This is a genomic window from Martinezella calliandrae, from assembly GCF_030272695.1.
GTDB lineage: Bacteria > Pseudomonadota > Alphaproteobacteria > Rhizobiales > Rhizobiaceae > Rhizobium > Rhizobium calliandrae.
This window is the reverse complement of sequence record NZ_JARFYN010000021.1, coordinates 42918-56853: the sequence shown is the minus strand read 5'-3', so window position 1 is coordinate 56853 and position 13936 is coordinate 42918. Positions and strand designations below refer to the sequence as shown.

Here is a 13936-nt window from a genome sequence, read left to right as displayed (position 1 = left end):
GGGTGATCCTGGGGGAGCAGGTGCTAACCAGTTGTTACGCCGGCTCGCCGTGTCTGCCCGATCTGCCGCAATGGTTAGCCGTTCGCTAAGCTTTGGTGCGAAATATTGGGTGGGCGCCGGCCCGGCCTACGGCTGGCGGCGCGGTTCCAAGCAGGATTCATCTTGACAATAAGTATAGACAAATCGTTTCATGATGACACGAACGCAGCGACAAGCGGAAGAGGCTCGGCATTCCATGCAGGAAATTTGGATTGACTATCTGAACGCCATCGATGCCAAGGAGCTGGCGTTGACCAATGACGAAATCCTCGATGCCGTCAGCAAGGCGTTGGATGCCCAGGGACGCGGCGAAACGGTGATCGAGCCGCGCGTGCATCTCGTGCCCGAAAGCTCCGACAAGGGGCATTTCAATGTTCTGCGCGGCTATGTAAAGCCGCTGGATTATGCCGGTGTCAAAGTGGTCGGCGATTTCGTTGATAACTACAAGCAGGGCCTTCCTTCCGAAATGGCCGTGCTCAACCTTTTCGATCCGCGCACCGGCATGCCGAAGGCGATCGTAGATGCCACCGCCATCACCGATATGCGCACAGGCGCCGTCACCGCCATCGGCGCGCGCCATCTCGCCAGCAAGGACAGCAAGGTGCTCGGCCATATCGGGGCTCGCGGCACTGCCTATTGGAATGTCCGCCTGCTCGACCATCTCTTCGATTTCGAGGAAATCCGCGTCCATTCCCGCCGCCCCGAAAGCCGCGACGCGTTTGCTGCGCGGCTGGAAAACGACCTCGGCAAGAAGATCACCGTCACAGATAACTGGGAAGACTGTCTGAAAGGCGCCGACATCATGGTCGAGGCCAGCCGCCTGCCGGAACCGACGCCGCTCTTCAAGACGAGCTGGGTTAAGAAGGGTGCCTTCGTCGTTCCCTATGGGACGATGAGCGCGCTGGAATTCGACCTGACCGATATCATGGACAAGGTCGTCGTCGACGATTGGGGCCAGTGCGGTCCCGGGCGTCTGTATGGCGCATTGCGCCGGCACGTCGACGAAGGCAAGGTGACGGCGGAGACGCTGCATGCCGAAATCGGTCAGATCGTCTGCGGTGCACGGCCCGGCCGCGAGAGCGAAGAGGAGACTATCCTCTTTTGGCATCGCGGCCTCAGCACGACAGATGTTGCGTTGGGTGCGGCCATGGTCGACAAGGCGAAGCGGATGAACATCGGCCAGCGCCTGCGATTCGCCTGAATCGGACGGTTTGAGAAACGGACAGACGGATGGATGTGGGCGTTAAAAGCGTAATCTTTGATGCGTTGGGCGCGGATATTGATGCCATCTGCGCCGTCGCTCGCGATGGCGCTGAGGTCACGATCGGTGCCGATGCGATCGCCGGCATCGAGGCCGCCTACGCCTGTCTCGTCCGCCATGCCGGCGAGGGCAAGGCGATCTATGGAGTGAGCACCGGCTTGGGCGCTGCGGTGGACACCCGCCTCGATCTCACGAATGATTCCGGACAACACCGCATTCCGCGCCCCCGCGCCGTCGGCGTCGGGCGTTTTGCCGAAACGGACGAGGTCCGGGCGATGATGGCGGCGCGTCTTGCCCGCTTCTGCCTCGGCTATTCAGGTGTGTCGCCTGAGATGGCGCAAGCGCTTGTTGGCATGCTCAATCGCGCCGTTTATCCAAAGGTGCCGATGACCGGCTCGATCGGCGAGGCGGATCTTCCGCCGCTCGCCCATGTTGCCTTGGTATTGGTGGGCGAAGGCACAGCCATCCTCGCGGATGGCCGCGAGGTCTCCGGCGCCGACGCATTGGCGGCTGCCGGTCTCGTGCAGCCGCCCTTCGGCATCAAGGATGGACTGTCGCTGATCTCTTCCAACGCCGCGTCCGTCGGTCTCGGCTGCCTGCTGCTGCAGGACACCAGACGCGTTTTCGCTGCGCATATCGGCGCAGTCGCGCTGTCCTATGAAGGTTTTCGCGCCTGCCTTGATCCACTCGATCCCTTGGCGAGCCGCTTGCGGCCCGGCCCCGGCCAGGGCGATGTCGCAGCCGCGATCCGATCGCTTCTTGAAGGGGGCGATCTTACAAAACCGGGTGCCGCCCGGCGTCTTCAGGACCCGCTCAGCCTCCGCTGCGTGCCATCGGTCTCCGGCGCCGCGTTACACGCGTTGAGAGGAGCATGGGCCGCTACCGAGCTGGAGCTGCGCTCGGGCGATGACAATCCATCGGTCCTTGCCGCCGAAGACGTCGTATTGCCGACCGGCAATTTCGATCCGACCCATATGGTCCTGGCCTTCGACACCTTGACGCTGGCGCTCGCGCGTCTGGCCGCCATGACGGCTGAGCGGATCATGAAGCTTCTGTCGCCGGGCTTCTCGGATTTGCCGCGTTTTCTTGCCCCGGACAGTGCCGGCGCCAACGGCTTTGGCGCGCTGCAAAAGACCGTCGCAGCGCTGACCGCGGAGATCGGCCACCTGGCGATGCCCATGCCTTTTGCAGTGACGCCGGTCGCCGATCGTGTCGAGGATTATGCCTCGCTCGCCATGTCGGTGGTCGACAAGACCGGACGGCTGATGGAGAAGCTTCGATATCTGACCGCCATCGAGCTGATCGTGGCAGCTCGCGCCATCGATCTGCGCGGTGCGATGGAGTTGGGTGAGGGGACAAAGGCTCTTTTTGCTGCAGTCCGCTCGATCGTCCCGCCGCTTGAGGTTGACCGTTCTCCCAGTAACGATATCTACGCGCTTGCGGATGGCATTGCGGCGGGTACGCTTATTGGGCCGCTTTCGACGCTGAGATAAGAAATGGGGCGGCGATCAGCCGGCCTGTTGGAAGCTCAGCAATTGCCATTCGCCGTCACTGAGAAGGCAAGTCTTGCCGAAGAAATTGGCGATACCGTCATAAGAGTGGCGGGTCGTGCGGAACTGACGGCAAACTTGTCCCGAAGTGTTGTTTTCAACGATGGTGTCGATGACGCCGGCGCTTCCCGTCGAGGCATTCGCCCAGGGCACGGGCTGTCCATTCAGCTTGTTGAGATCTGCCGAAGTCACGGCATTGCGCACGGTAGTCTCGTCCGAGACGCTGTCGGCAGTCACAGGAGCGGTCGGGACGGTGCCAGTCGAAACGCTGCGGTCCACCTTCGCTGAACTCAGCGTGTCCATGCCGCCGCCGACGCAGCCGCCAAGGGAGAAAAGGGAGAAAATGGCAATCACCATCGTCGCGCCTTTTGCAAGCTTGCGCTTTGTATGAACGGTCGACTTTGCTATGACTTCCACCTGAGTATCTTGGCCAGTGTTGGGGCTGGCGGTTTTTAGGAAATGCGGAGAATTTGAGCTAATATGTCGGAAAACGAGTTAACAAGCGGTGACTTCACCGAACAGAACGAGCCCTTCAAGCTTTTTGCTACCTGGCTGCGCGAGGCCGAAGCCACAGAGCCGAACGATCCGAATGCGGTTGCCTTGGCAACGGTCGATAAGGATGGATTGCCAAATGTCCGCATGGTTCTTCTGAAAGGTTTCGATAGCGACGGATTCGTATTCTATACAAATTTCGAAAGCCAGAAAGGCCAAGAAATTCTTTCCCAAAAGAAAGCCGCCATGTGCTTCCACTGGAAATCGCTGCGCCGGCAGGTCAGGCTGCGCGGCTTGGTTGAAGTGGTGAGCGACAAGGAAGCCGACGATTATTTCAGGACGCGCGCCCGCGGCAGTCGCATCGGCGCATGGGCGTCGAAACAGTCGCGCCCGCTCGAGGGCCGCTTTGCACTGGAAAAGGCGGTTGCCGAATATACCGCCCGCTACGCCATCGGCGATATTCCGCGCCCGCCCTACTGGTCCGGCTTCCGCATCCGTCCGTTGTCGATCGAATTCTGGCATGATCGCCAGTTCCGCCTGCACGACCGTGTCGAATTCCGCCGCGACATGCCGGAAGGTGCCTGGGAAAAGGTGCGAATGTATCCGTAACTATGCCGACGCCTACGGTATGTCGCCCAAAAGTGCGCAGCGGTTTTGCGATAAGGATATGCGCAAAATGAATAGCCTAAAGCGCAAGAGGCGAATCCCGGGGATCGCGATGCGCTTTAGTGTCCCATCAGCCGCATGGGAATGCCGGACGCGAGTGCTGTGGCGTACCGCGCCTTCTGGTAATGGCCGTTCAGCGACAGCCGCGGCAGATGCGTGATCGTGGCGGCATTTACCGCTCCGATCGTTCCAGGCCGGGTCGTCACCCCGACGGAAAACCCGAGTTCCGCCGCAAGCCTCGCTTCGCGGGGGGAGACCGCATCGGCAGTGCCGTAGGGATAGGCGATCGTAGCCGGTCGCCGGCCGGTGATGTCGGCAATATAATCCGCAGACAATGCCATCTCTGCCGCTGCTTCCGCCTCCGGCAGCCGTGCGAGCGCCCGGTGGCTGACCGTATGTGCCCCAAGCGAGGCGAGGGGGTGACGGATAAGCTGCTTCAGTTCATCCCGGTCCATGATGGATGCACGCACGAGATCGAGTGGCTCGAGGCCGTTCTTTCGAGCCAGCTCGTCGATCCGCGCGACGGCTTCCATCTCCTCTTGGCCATGAACGTAGGCAGCGAATCGGGCAAACACGGCTTGTCGTTGGCTGGCTTTGTCGAGGTCGAAACTCTCCGCACCCCCGCCGAAATCAAAGGTCACGCGGTTCAGCCGATTGAGCAGGTCGGCCAGGGTCTCCCACCATATGCTGTGGGTCCGCTCCGACAGCCCCTGGGCGACAAAGACGGTGAAGGGCGCGCTGTGGCGGGAAAAGACCGGCAGTGCGTGGTCGAGATTATCCCGATTGCCGTCATCAAGTGTGAAAATAGCAAAGGGTGGCTTGTTGCGATCATTTGCGATACGTTCCGGCAACGCATCGATAGCAATGAATTCATAACCGTCCCGCTTCAGCCTTTTGATGACGCGGTCGAGGAATTCGGGCGAAATTTCCAGATGTGCGTTTGGGGCAAAGGTTCGGCGCAAGGGAGGACGGACATGATGCAGGGTAAAGATGGCGCCGAGGCCGGCGACGTCCCGCATCAGGCCGAGGCTTTTCAGAATTGCAGCGGTTTCCAGTCCGCCGGAAATTGCGGCGCGCTTGAGACGGATTCTTATGCCCTGTTCCATGGGAATTGACCCGGTTGCCAAATGCCCATGCTGTAGCCCATTCGCCGTTAAGTCTTGCTAAATCCACACCATCTTTTCAATGTGTTAACCGTTATTTTACCAGCAAAGGCAAAATTGGAAATCTATCGAGGGTGTTGCCTCAATATCGCACCGAAATCAGGCTTTTGTCGCAAAAGCGCACAACGGTTTGATGCGGTGTATTGGCATTTGTTTCGGTTGGGGACGATTATGAAAAAACTTTTGATGGCCCTTTCTGCGGCCGTCTTGCTATTGGGCGCACCTGTGGCGAGCTTTGCGGGCAGCGCCTATTTCATCATGGATGCGAAGTCCGGTAAGGTTCTCGCTTCGGACAATGCCGATGATCTCAATCATCCCGCCTCGCTGACCAAGATGATGACGCTGTACCTGACTTTCGAGGCGATTCATCGCGGCAAGCTCAGCTGGAACAGCGCGATACCGGTGTCGCGTAACGCCGCGGCCAAGCCTCCGACCAGGCTCGGTTTGAAGCCGGGCAGCACTCTCACCGTCCGGGATGCCGTCGACGGCATGATCATCAAGTCCGCCAACGACGCCGCCACCGCCATGGGCGAAGCGCTGGGCGGCAGCGAAAGCGGCTTCGCTCGCATCATGACGCAGAAGGCGCGCGAACTCGGGATGCGTCGCACCGTCTTCACCAACCCCTCTGGCTTGCCGAGCACGGAGCAGGTGACGACCGCGCGCGACATGTCGACGCTCGCCGTTGCGCTCATCAACAACTATCCTCAGGAATACAGGCTGTTCTCGCAGTCGGGCTTCACCTATCGCGGCAGCCGTATTCGTGGCCATAATAATCTGATGTATCGCTATGAGGGCATGGACGGTATCAAGACCGGCTACACCAATGCGTCCGGTTTCAACATCGTCAGCGCCGTGCGCCAAGGCAACCGCCGCGTCATCGGCGTGGTGATGGGTGGTGCGACTGCCCGCGGCCGCGATGCATTCATGGCCTCGCTTCTCAATCGTTACGTGCCGAAAGCTACTCCGGCCGCCTCATCGCGCCTCGTCGCCAGCGTCGGCGGTACAAAGCAGGTTGAAGTCGCTTCGGCGGCGAACGACGTTGCCGTCAATGTCGATGCGCAAACCACGGCAACGGCGCGCACGGCCACGACACGCAAACACGCCGAATTCACCCCCTCGCAAACCCCGCTCGCCTATGCCGCCACGACAAATGTGACCGTGCCGGTGGATCGGCCGATGGCAATGGATGAAATCCAGAATGCCGGCAAACCGGCGACAGCCGGCCGCTGGCAGGTGCAGATCGCAGCCACCCCGACGGCGCAGGCCGCCAAGGACCTACTCTCCGAAGCGCAGTCTAAGGCCGGCGATGCGCTTGCCAACGCCTCGCCCTATACTGAGGCCGTCGGAAAAGGCCGCAGCACGGTCTATCGCGCCCGCTTTGTCGGCTTCGACAGCCGCGACGACGCGAATTCCGCCTGCGCTGCGCTGAAGCGCAAAGATTTCAACTGCATGCTGCTGCCGAACAAGGGCTGAGCGGAAATCAGAGATTTGGAACCATAAGGACGGCGGGGCGCAAGCTTTGCCGTCTCGACATTTCCGGCAGAATCGTTCACTCCTGTCGCAGGAACATACAGGGAACGATGTCGATGCTGTCCGGCCTGATCCAACAATTCGAAAAAGCCTCCGCCACTTATGCCGCCGCCAATGGATTGGAGCGTGACGGCGACTGGTTTGTTCTGAAACTGCAGGAGGAGATGGGCGAGCTCACCCAGATCTGGAACAAGGCGACCGGCCGCGGACGACGCAAGGGCATGAGCGATGAAGAACTGGCGATCGCGCTGGCCGACGAAACCGCCGACGTGCTTGGCCATGTCCTCCTCTTCGCCCGTCGCAACGGTCTCGACCTTGCCGCGGCCGTCGAGCGGAAATGGCGATTCCGGCCGGGGGAGGGGATCAGTTCATAATTTGAACCGCTACGCCTTCGTACCGCCGACCGTCACCTGATCCATCCTGAGATGAGGCTGGCCGACGCCGACAGGCACCCATTGGCCACCTTTGCCACAATTGCCGATGCCAGTGTCAAGCTTCAAGTCGTTGCCGATCATCGAGACGCGCTTCATCGCATCCGGGCCGTTGCCGATCAGCATGGCGCCCTTGATCGGCGCGCCGACCTTGCCGTCCTCGATCAGATAGGCCTCGGTGCAGCCGAAGACGAATTTGCCAGAGGTAATGTCCACCTGGCCGCCGCCGAAGGAGACTGCGTAGATGCCCTTCTTCACCGAAGCGATGATCTCTTCCGGTGTTTTGTCGCCGGCGAGCATATAGGTGTTGGTCATGCGCGGCATCGGCGTGTGGGCATAACCCTGGCGGCGGCCGTTGCCGGTCGCCTTCATGCCCATGAGACGGGCGTTCTGCCGGTCCTGCATATAGCCGACCAGCTTGCCGTTTTCGATCAGTACGTTATAGGCTGATGGCGTGCCTTCATCGTCGACGGTAATCGAGCCGCGGCGGTTTTCGATCGTGCCGTCGTCGACCACCGTTACGCCGGGAGCCGCGACCATCTGGCCAAGCAGCCCGGCAAAAGCCGAGGTCTTCTTGCGGTTGAAATCGCCTTCCAGCCCATGGCCTACCGCTTCGTGCAGCATGACACCAGGCCAGCCGGAGCCGAGAACGACATCCATCGTGCCTGCCGGCGCATCGATCGCTTCGAGATTGATCAGTGCCTGGCGCAAAGCCTCGTCGGCACCGCGGCGCCAATTTTCCTGCGTGATGAAATCGCCGAAGCCGATGCGGCCGCCCGTGCCAAAGGAACCTGATTCCTGCCGGTCGCCTTCGCCGACCATCACCGAGATATTGATGCGCGTCATCGGCCTGATGTCGCGGACGCGGTGGCCGTCGGCGCGCAGGATATCGACCACCTGCCAGCTTGCGGCGATGGAGGCCGTCACCTGACGCACCTTGCCGTCCTTGTCGCGCAGATAGCTGTCCATCTCTTGCAGCAGATTCGCCTTGTCTTCAAAGCTCGGGCTGCCGATCGGGTTCTCGTCGCTGTAGAGTATTTTATTTGTGCGCTGAGGGGCCGCGGCGTAGGAGCCCGCATAGCCGCTAGTGACGGCGCGCACCGCATCGGCGGCGCGCTTCAGCGCCGCCTCGGACAGATCGCCCGCATGGGCATAGCCCACTGCTTCGCCCGCGACGGCGCGCAGGCCAAAGCCTTGTTCTGTGTTGAAGCTGCCACCCTTCATGCGTCCGTTGTCGAAGGTCAGCGATTCGGCCTGGATATGCTCGACAAAGAGTTCGCCGTCGTCGGCACCGGTAAGCGCGTCGGCGACGATGCCACGCAGCTTGCTTTCGTCGGTATCGAACAAGGTAAGGAGATCGGTATTCATGGGTCAGGTGCTCCGTTCAGAGCCGATGTAGGTTTCGGATGACGAGAGAGCAAGCCCTGTCGCATTACGGAAGCGCGTCGTAGCCCTCGGCAAAGCCTTTAAGATCGACGGGAATGCCGATGCCTTCCTCCGGCGACTGGAAGACGATGAAGGTGGCGGTCGCGCCGCTGCGCAGCGTTTTCAGCAGCTCGTCCTCAAGCACCACTTCGGCATAGCAGCCATCTGAGAAGCAGCGCACGAAATAGGCGCGGCCGATATCCTTGCCATCGACGTTGAGGCCGAGGCCGTTCGGCAGAAGCACGCCAAGCGGCGCCAGCACTCGAAGGATCTTCGACTTCCGGTCGGCGGTCTTCAGCACAACGACCGAAAGGCCGACTTCCGGCCGGTCCTCGGCGATGACGTTCTGCATCAGCGCGCATTGTTCGGTTGATGCCCCGGCCGGCTTGTCGCAGACGACGGACCATGCGCCGTGGCTCGACCGCACCGTACCCGGCGGTTGTGGAACCTGGCTGGTCGGAAGCTGCTGGGTATGTGCGGGAGGCTGCTGGCCCGGCTGCTGCGGCGGCTGGGTTTGTAGCGGTTGAGCCTGCGGCGCCGGTTGTGTTTGCTGTGCCTGCTGCGCCAGAACGGGCGCTGCGGCCGCGGCAGCGACGCTGGCGGTGACAAACGAAAGCCGGGCGAGGGAACGAAAACCCATGGAAACCTCTAGATTCGAATCAGTGCCGCTATTGTTGAAGCCCATGCCGGCAAATGAAAAGCCCCGCGTGCTGGATTCCAACCGACTGCGGCGGAAATACGACCTCTATCCCATTTTGGCCAGGCAAGGCGATGGACCATCATGCAATTTTTCGTATGATGATGAAATGCTTGCCATGTTTCGGCGTGCGAGGGGACTATACTTCGCGCAAAAATGCCGCACGGACAAATGTCGGGAGTTGTTGCGGAGTGCTCCAAACTGTGGTTTGAAGCGCATGGACTGTAGGGATACTGCGTTTGAGATTGATCTGGGATCAAACGCTGGAGGGAGAGACATCGTGATTAAGAGGGCTTACGCAGCTCTGGCGGCTATCGCCTGTCTGCTTTTTGCGACCGGCAGCTATGCCGATCAGCCAAGACCGTGGCAAACCGGCTTGCAAGAGGCGGCAACCGGCAATATGCATGCAATACGCTGGTTCGAAGCATACACGCTTTGGTTTATCGTTCCAATCACCATACTGGTGTTGGTCCTCTTGATTGTCGTCATGGTCAAGTTCCGGGCCTCGAAAAATCCGGTGCCCTCCAGAACGAGCCACAATACGCTGATCGAGGTCATCTGGACCGTGGGGCCGGTCCTCGTCCTTCTATTCTTGGCCGTTCCGTCCTTCGATCTTCTGACCGCACAGTTGACGTTCCCGCAAAATCCTGACGTTACCGTCAAGGCGACGGCCACGCAGTGGCAATGGAACTATGAATATGAAAATAGCGGCAACACGCCTCTGGATTTCGATTCCTTCCTGCTGAAGGATCAGGACCGCGCCGCGGCCGGCAAGGAAGACAAGTCAAAATATCCGCGGCTACTCGCCGTCGACAACGAACTGGTGCTGCCCGTCAACAAGGTTGTGCGCGTTCTTGTCACCGCCGCACCCACGGATGTCATCCACTCCTTCGCGATGCCGTCCTTCGGCATCAAGATCGACGCCATTCCGGGCCGTTTGAACGAAACCTGGTTCAAGGCCGATCGTGAGGGCCTGTATTACGGACAGTGTTCCGAGCTTTGTGGCAAGGACCATGCATTCATGCCGATCGCCATCCGCGTCGTCTCCCAGGATCAATACCAGCAGTGGCTGACCACAGCCGCCAGTGATCTGAGCAAGGCAAACAAGGCCCTGATGGCCGCCGTCGATCAGCCGGCTACCGTCAATGTCGCTGAAAACACGGCTGAGTAAGAGGGATAGGGATAATGGCTGGATCTACGGCACACGACGATCATTCGCACGCTCTTCATGACGCTCACGCGCATGACGACCATCACTCTCACAAGCTCAGTTTCGCGAACCGCTGGCTCTTCTCGACGAACCACAAGGACATCGGCACCCTTTATCTGGTGTTTGCGATCTTTGCCGGCGTCATCGGTTTCCTGCTGTCCGTGGCGATCCGCATGGAATTGCAGGAGCCGGGCATCCAGATCTTCAGCGGTCTGGCCTCCATGGTCTATGGTTACTCCGGTGATGCCTCCATCGATGGCGGCAAGCAGATGTACAACGTCTTCGTCACCGCCCACGCGCTGATCATGATTTTCTTCATGGTCATGCCGGCGATGATCGGCGGTTTCGCCAACTGGATGGTGCCGATCATGATCGGTGCGCCGGACATGGCGTTCCCGCGCCTGAACAACATTTCCTTCTGGCTGATCGTTCCCGCCTTCCTGCTGCTGGTCCTGTCGATGTTCGTCGAAGGTCCGGCCGGCGCTTACGGCGCGGGCGGCGGCTGGACGCTGTATCCGCCGTTATCGGGCGTCGTCGGTCATCCCGGCCCGGCAGTCGACTTGGTGATCTTCTCGCTGCATATTGCCGGCGCTTCGTCGATCCTCGGTGCGATCAACTTCATCACAACCATCCTCAACATGCGCGCTCCGGGTATGACGCTGCACAAGATGCCGCTGTTTGCCTGGTCGGTGCTGATCACTGCCTTCCTGCTGCTCCTGTCGCTGCCGGTTCTCGCTGGTGCCATCACCATGGTGCTGACAGACCGCAACTTCGGCACGACCTTCTTCGCGCCGGAAGGCGGCGGTGACCCGATCCTTTACCAGCACTTGTTCTGGTTTTTCGGTCACCCGGAAGTCTACATCCTGATCCTGCCCGGCTTCGGCATGATAAGCCACATTATCTCGACCTTCTCACGCAAGCCGATCTTCGGCTATCTCGGCATGGCCTATGCCATGGTCGCGATCGGTGCCGTCGGCTTCGTCGTCTGGGCCCACCACATGTATACGGTCGGCCTGTCGCTCGACACGCAGCGCTACTTCGTCTTCGCGACGATGGTTATTGCCGTTCCGACCGGCGTGAAGATCTTCTCCTGGATCGCGACGATGTGGGGCGGCTCGATCGAGTTCCGCACGCCGATGATCTGGGCGATCGGCTTCATCTTCCTGTTCACGGTGGGCGGCGTCACGGGTGTTCAGCTCGCAAATGCCGGTCTCGACCGCGTATGGCAGGACACCTACTACGTCGTAGCGCACTTCCATTACGTGCTGTCGCTCGGCGCCGTCTTCGCCATCTTCGCTGCCTGGTACTACTGGTTCCCGAAGATGACCGGCTACATGTACAATGAGAAGATCGGCAACGCGCATTTTTGGATCACCTTCATCGGCGTCAACATGATATTCTTCCCGCAGCACTTCCTCGGTCGTGCTGGTATGCCGCGCCGCTACATCGACTATCCGGACGCCTTCGCCGGCTGGAATTTCGTTTCCTCCATCGGGTCCTATGTCGCAGCCGTTGGCCTTTGCTTCTTCTTCTGGGGCGTCATCGACGCTTTCGCAAAGAAGCGCGTTGCCGGCAACAATCCCTGGGGCGAGGGTGCGACCACTCTGGAATGGCAGCTTTCTTCGCCGCCGCCGTACCACCAGTGGGAAGAGCTGCCGCGTATCAAGTAGCTTATTTCCGGACGCCGTGATAAGCGGCGTCCGGCTTAACTGGCATTGGATGAGAGAATGACGGTCATCGACAATCACGAAGTGCTCCCGAAGAAGGGCGAAACCGGCTTGTCGGAAGCGAGTGCGCGCGACTATTTCGAGCTTCTGAAACCACGGGTCATGTCGCTGGTCGTATTCACCGCCTTTGCCGGTCTGGTGCTGGCGCCCGGTCATATCAATCCGGTCCTCGGGCTGATCGCCATTCTCTGCATTGCTGTCGGCGCAGGCGCGTCCGGCGCGCTGAACATGTGGTATGACGCCGACATTGATGCGGTCATGAGTCGCACGGCGCACCGCCCGATCCCGGCGGGTCGTGTTACCGCCTCGGAAGCGCTTGCCTTCGGGCTAGTGTTGTCAGGTTTCTCGGTAACGATCCTCGGGCTTGCTGTGAACTGGCTTTCGGCCGGGATCCTCGCCTTCACCATTTTCTTCTATGCCGTCATCTACACGATGTGGCTGAAGCGCTCGACATCGCAGAATATCGTCATCGGCGGCGCCGCGGGCGCTTTCCCGCCGGTCATCGGCTGGGCCTGCGTCAGTGGTAACGTGACGATCGAAAGCGTCGTGCTCTTCCTGATCATCTTCCTTTGGACGCCGGCGCATTTCTGGGCGCTGGCGCTGTTCAAGATGCGCGACTACGAGGCGGTCGGCGTACCGATGTTGCCGAACGTTGCAGGTGTGCCGGCCACCAAGAACCAGATCGTCGCCTATGCTGTGCTGACGGCCGCCGTCGGCGTCGTGCCGGCGTACATGGGCTTTGCGAGCTTCGGCTATGGCATTGTCGCGGCCGTGCTCGGCGCGGTCTTCATTTACTGTTCCATCGCCGTCTGGCGCATGCCGGATGGCGATGTGAAGATGATCCCGGCGAAGAAACTCTTCGCCTTCTCGATCTTCTATCTCTTCGCAATCTTTTCGGCACTGCTTATCGACCGGTTTGTTGCTGTGGTGATGTCTGGCGGTGCGGGAGGCTGGCTGTGATCGAAGTCGTAAAGCTCACGGAAGCGCAAAGGAAATCGCGGCGCGGGCGCAATATCGCGCTCGGCCTGGTGCTCGCTGGCCTAGTGATCCTGTTTTACGCGATCACCATCATCAAGGTCGGCACCGGACACGTTTGAGGAGGCGTGATGGAGGAGGGGACAACAAGCAAGGCAAGGAGTGCCGGCCGCCGCAATAACGGCCTGGTAGTTGCCATGTGCCTGAGCTTCGTGGTCGGCATGAGCGCGATGTGCGCCGCCGCCGTGCCGCTCTACCGCATTTTCTGTGAGGTGACCGGATTCAACGGCACGACGCAGCGCGTCGACCAGGTCTCCAGCGTCATTCTCGACAAGCCGGTGACGGTCTCCTTCGACACCAACGTCGCGCCTGGCGTGCCGTGGGACTTCCAGGCGAAGCAGAAAGCGGTCACGACGAGGATCGGCGAGACGGTCCAGGTCAATTTCCTGGTGGAGAACAAGTCCGACCAGCCGACGAGCGGACAGGCCATTTTCAACGTCACGCCGGTGGAAGCGGGCGCCTATTTCAATAAGGTGCAGTGCTTCTGCTTCAACGAGACCGATCTGGCGCCGGGGGAAAAGCGCGAGATGCCGGTGGTTTTCTACGTCGATCCCGAGATCACCAAGGCGGAAGAGACCAAGACGATTACCGCGCTGACACTATCCTATACCTTCTATCCGCGCGATGGCGCTAAGCCTGTGGCTTCCAACGACGGCGCGACGAAGGTGGTGGAAAAGAAACTTTGATGGAGACTGCTTTCGGCTCAGCCG

At 60.3% G+C, this 13936-nt stretch carries 14 protein-coding genes; 10 read left to right on the top strand and 4 right to left on the bottom strand.

The window, feature by feature from the left end; genetic code table 11:
* The first annotated feature begins 235 nt into the window (after positions 1 to 235).
* The gene (locus PY650_RS17590) at positions 236 to 1240 is read left to right on the top strand and encodes an ornithine cyclodeaminase family protein (protein WP_285880722.1); all 1005 of its coding nucleotides are present in this window, start codon (positions 236 to 238) and stop codon (positions 1238 to 1240) included.
* 29 nt (positions 1241 to 1269) lie between these two features.
* Positions 1270 to 2793, top strand: a complete 1524-nt coding sequence (locus tag PY650_RS17585) for an HAL/PAL/TAL family ammonia-lyase (protein ID WP_285880720.1) — start codon at positions 1270 to 1272, stop codon at positions 2791 to 2793.
* A gap of 15 nt (positions 2794 to 2808) precedes the next feature.
* Here the strand turns inward: PY650_RS17585 and PY650_RS17580 are convergent, their stop codons facing one another.
* Positions 2809 to 3267 (bottom strand): RT0821/Lpp0805 family surface protein, encoded by a 459-nt coding sequence (locus PY650_RS17580; protein WP_285880719.1) that lies wholly within the window; start codon positions 3265 to 3267, stop codon positions 2809 to 2811.
* A 63-nt stretch (positions 3268 to 3330) separates the two neighbouring features.
* Here PY650_RS17580 and pdxH point away from each other — a divergent pair, with 63 nt between their 5' ends.
* On the top strand, positions 3331 to 3951 hold the full coding sequence (pdxH, locus tag PY650_RS17575; protein ID WP_285880718.1) for a pyridoxamine 5'-phosphate oxidase: 621 nt from the start codon (positions 3331 to 3333) through the stop codon (positions 3949 to 3951).
* 116 nt (positions 3952 to 4067) lie between these two features.
* Here the strand turns inward: pdxH and PY650_RS17570 are convergent, their stop codons facing one another.
* Positions 4068 to 5114 carry a polysaccharide deacetylase family protein gene (locus tag PY650_RS17570; protein ID WP_285880717.1) on the bottom strand — a complete coding sequence of 349 codons (1047 nt, stop codon included), beginning with the start codon at positions 5112 to 5114 and terminating at the stop codon, positions 4068 to 4070.
* 228 nt (positions 5115 to 5342) lie between these two features.
* On the opposite strand from PY650_RS17570, the gene PY650_RS17565 reads away from it, so the two are divergent.
* Both PY650_RS17565 and PY650_RS17560 read left to right on the top strand, forming a co-directional pair.
* Entirely contained in the window at positions 5343 to 6644 is a 1302-nt protein-coding gene (locus PY650_RS17565; RefSeq protein WP_285880716.1) for a D-alanyl-D-alanine carboxypeptidase family protein, read from the top strand.
* Positions 6645 to 6757: 113 nt separating this feature from the next.
* Positions 6758 to 7075 carry a nucleoside triphosphate pyrophosphohydrolase family protein gene (locus PY650_RS17560; protein ID WP_285880714.1) on the top strand — a complete coding sequence of 106 codons (318 nt, stop codon included), beginning with the start codon at positions 6758 to 6760 and terminating at the stop codon, positions 7073 to 7075.
* Between the two features lie 9 nt (positions 7076 to 7084).
* Here the strand turns inward: PY650_RS17560 and tldD are convergent, their stop codons facing one another.
* Both tldD and PY650_RS17550 read right to left on the bottom strand, forming a co-directional pair.
* The gene (gene tldD, locus PY650_RS17555; RefSeq protein WP_285880713.1) at positions 7085 to 8500 is read right to left on the bottom strand and encodes a metalloprotease TldD; all 1416 of its coding nucleotides are present in this window, start codon (positions 8498 to 8500) and stop codon (positions 7085 to 7087) included.
* Between the two features lie 64 nt (positions 8501 to 8564).
* Positions 8565 to 9197, bottom strand: a complete 633-nt coding sequence (locus tag PY650_RS17550; protein WP_285880712.1) for an invasion associated locus B family protein — start codon at positions 9195 to 9197, stop codon at positions 8565 to 8567.
* A 337-nt stretch (positions 9198 to 9534) separates the two neighbouring features.
* Between PY650_RS17550 and coxB the strand changes: the two genes are divergently transcribed.
* The 5 genes from coxB to PY650_RS17525 are packed head-to-tail and all read left to right on the top strand — an operon-like array spanning position 9535 to position 13912.
* Positions 9535 to 10425, top strand: a complete 891-nt coding sequence (gene coxB, locus PY650_RS17545; RefSeq protein WP_285880711.1) for a cytochrome c oxidase subunit II — start codon at positions 9535 to 9537, stop codon at positions 10423 to 10425.
* A gap of 14 nt (positions 10426 to 10439) precedes the next feature.
* The gene (gene ctaD / locus PY650_RS17540) at positions 10440 to 12134 is read left to right on the top strand and encodes a cytochrome c oxidase subunit I (RefSeq protein WP_285880710.1); all 1695 of its coding nucleotides are present in this window, start codon (positions 10440 to 10442) and stop codon (positions 12132 to 12134) included.
* Between the two features lie 57 nt (positions 12135 to 12191).
* Entirely contained in the window at positions 12192 to 13151 is a 960-nt protein-coding gene (locus PY650_RS17535) for a heme o synthase (RefSeq protein ID WP_285880708.1), read from the top strand.
* Positions 13151 to 13288 carry a cytochrome c oxidase system small membrane protein gene (locus PY650_RS17530; protein ID WP_490390930.1) on the top strand — a complete coding sequence of 46 codons (138 nt, stop codon included), beginning with the start codon at positions 13151 to 13153 and terminating at the stop codon, positions 13286 to 13288. The genes PY650_RS17535 and PY650_RS17530 overlap by 1 nt, the downstream gene beginning before the upstream one ends.
* Before the next feature lie 9 nt (positions 13289 to 13297).
* Positions 13298 to 13912: a cytochrome c oxidase assembly protein gene (locus tag PY650_RS17525; RefSeq protein WP_285880706.1), complete on the top strand. Its 615-nt coding sequence runs from the start codon at positions 13298 to 13300 to the stop codon at positions 13910 to 13912.
* Positions 13913 to 13936 lie beyond the last annotated feature (24 nt).

Bases quoted from the DNA above. Each gene is read 5' to 3' on its own strand.
- PY650_RS17570 (WP_285880717.1), bottom strand. From the start codon at position 5,114: ATGGAACAGGGCATAAGAATCCGTCTCAAGCGCGCCGCAATTTCCGGC.
- PY650_RS17590 (WP_285880722.1), top strand. From the start codon at position 236: ATGCAGGAAATTTGGATTGACTATCTGAACGCCATCGATGCCAAGGAG.
- ctaD (WP_285880710.1), top strand. From the start codon at position 10,440: ATGGCTGGATCTACGGCACACGACGATCATTCGCACGCTCTTCATGAC.
- PY650_RS17550 (WP_285880712.1), bottom strand. From the start codon at position 9,197: ATGGGTTTTCGTTCCCTCGCCCGGCTTTCGTTTGTCACCGCCAGCGTC.
- PY650_RS17535 (WP_285880708.1), top strand. From the start codon at position 12,192: ATGACGGTCATCGACAATCACGAAGTGCTCCCGAAGAAGGGCGAAACC.
- PY650_RS17585 (WP_285880720.1), top strand. From the start codon at position 1,270: ATGGATGTGGGCGTTAAAAGCGTAATCTTTGATGCGTTGGGCGCGGAT.
- PY650_RS17565 (WP_285880716.1), top strand. From the start codon at position 5,343: ATGAAAAAACTTTTGATGGCCCTTTCTGCGGCCGTCTTGCTATTGGGC.
- tldD (WP_285880713.1), bottom strand. From the start codon at position 8,500: ATGAATACCGATCTCCTTACCTTGTTCGATACCGACGAAAGCAAGCTG.
- PY650_RS17525 (WP_285880706.1), top strand. From the start codon at position 13,298: ATGGAGGAGGGGACAACAAGCAAGGCAAGGAGTGCCGGCCGCCGCAAT.
- pdxH (WP_285880718.1), top strand. From the start codon at position 3,331: ATGTCGGAAAACGAGTTAACAAGCGGTGACTTCACCGAACAGAACGAG.
- PY650_RS17560 (WP_285880714.1), top strand. From the start codon at position 6,758: ATGCTGTCCGGCCTGATCCAACAATTCGAAAAAGCCTCCGCCACTTAT.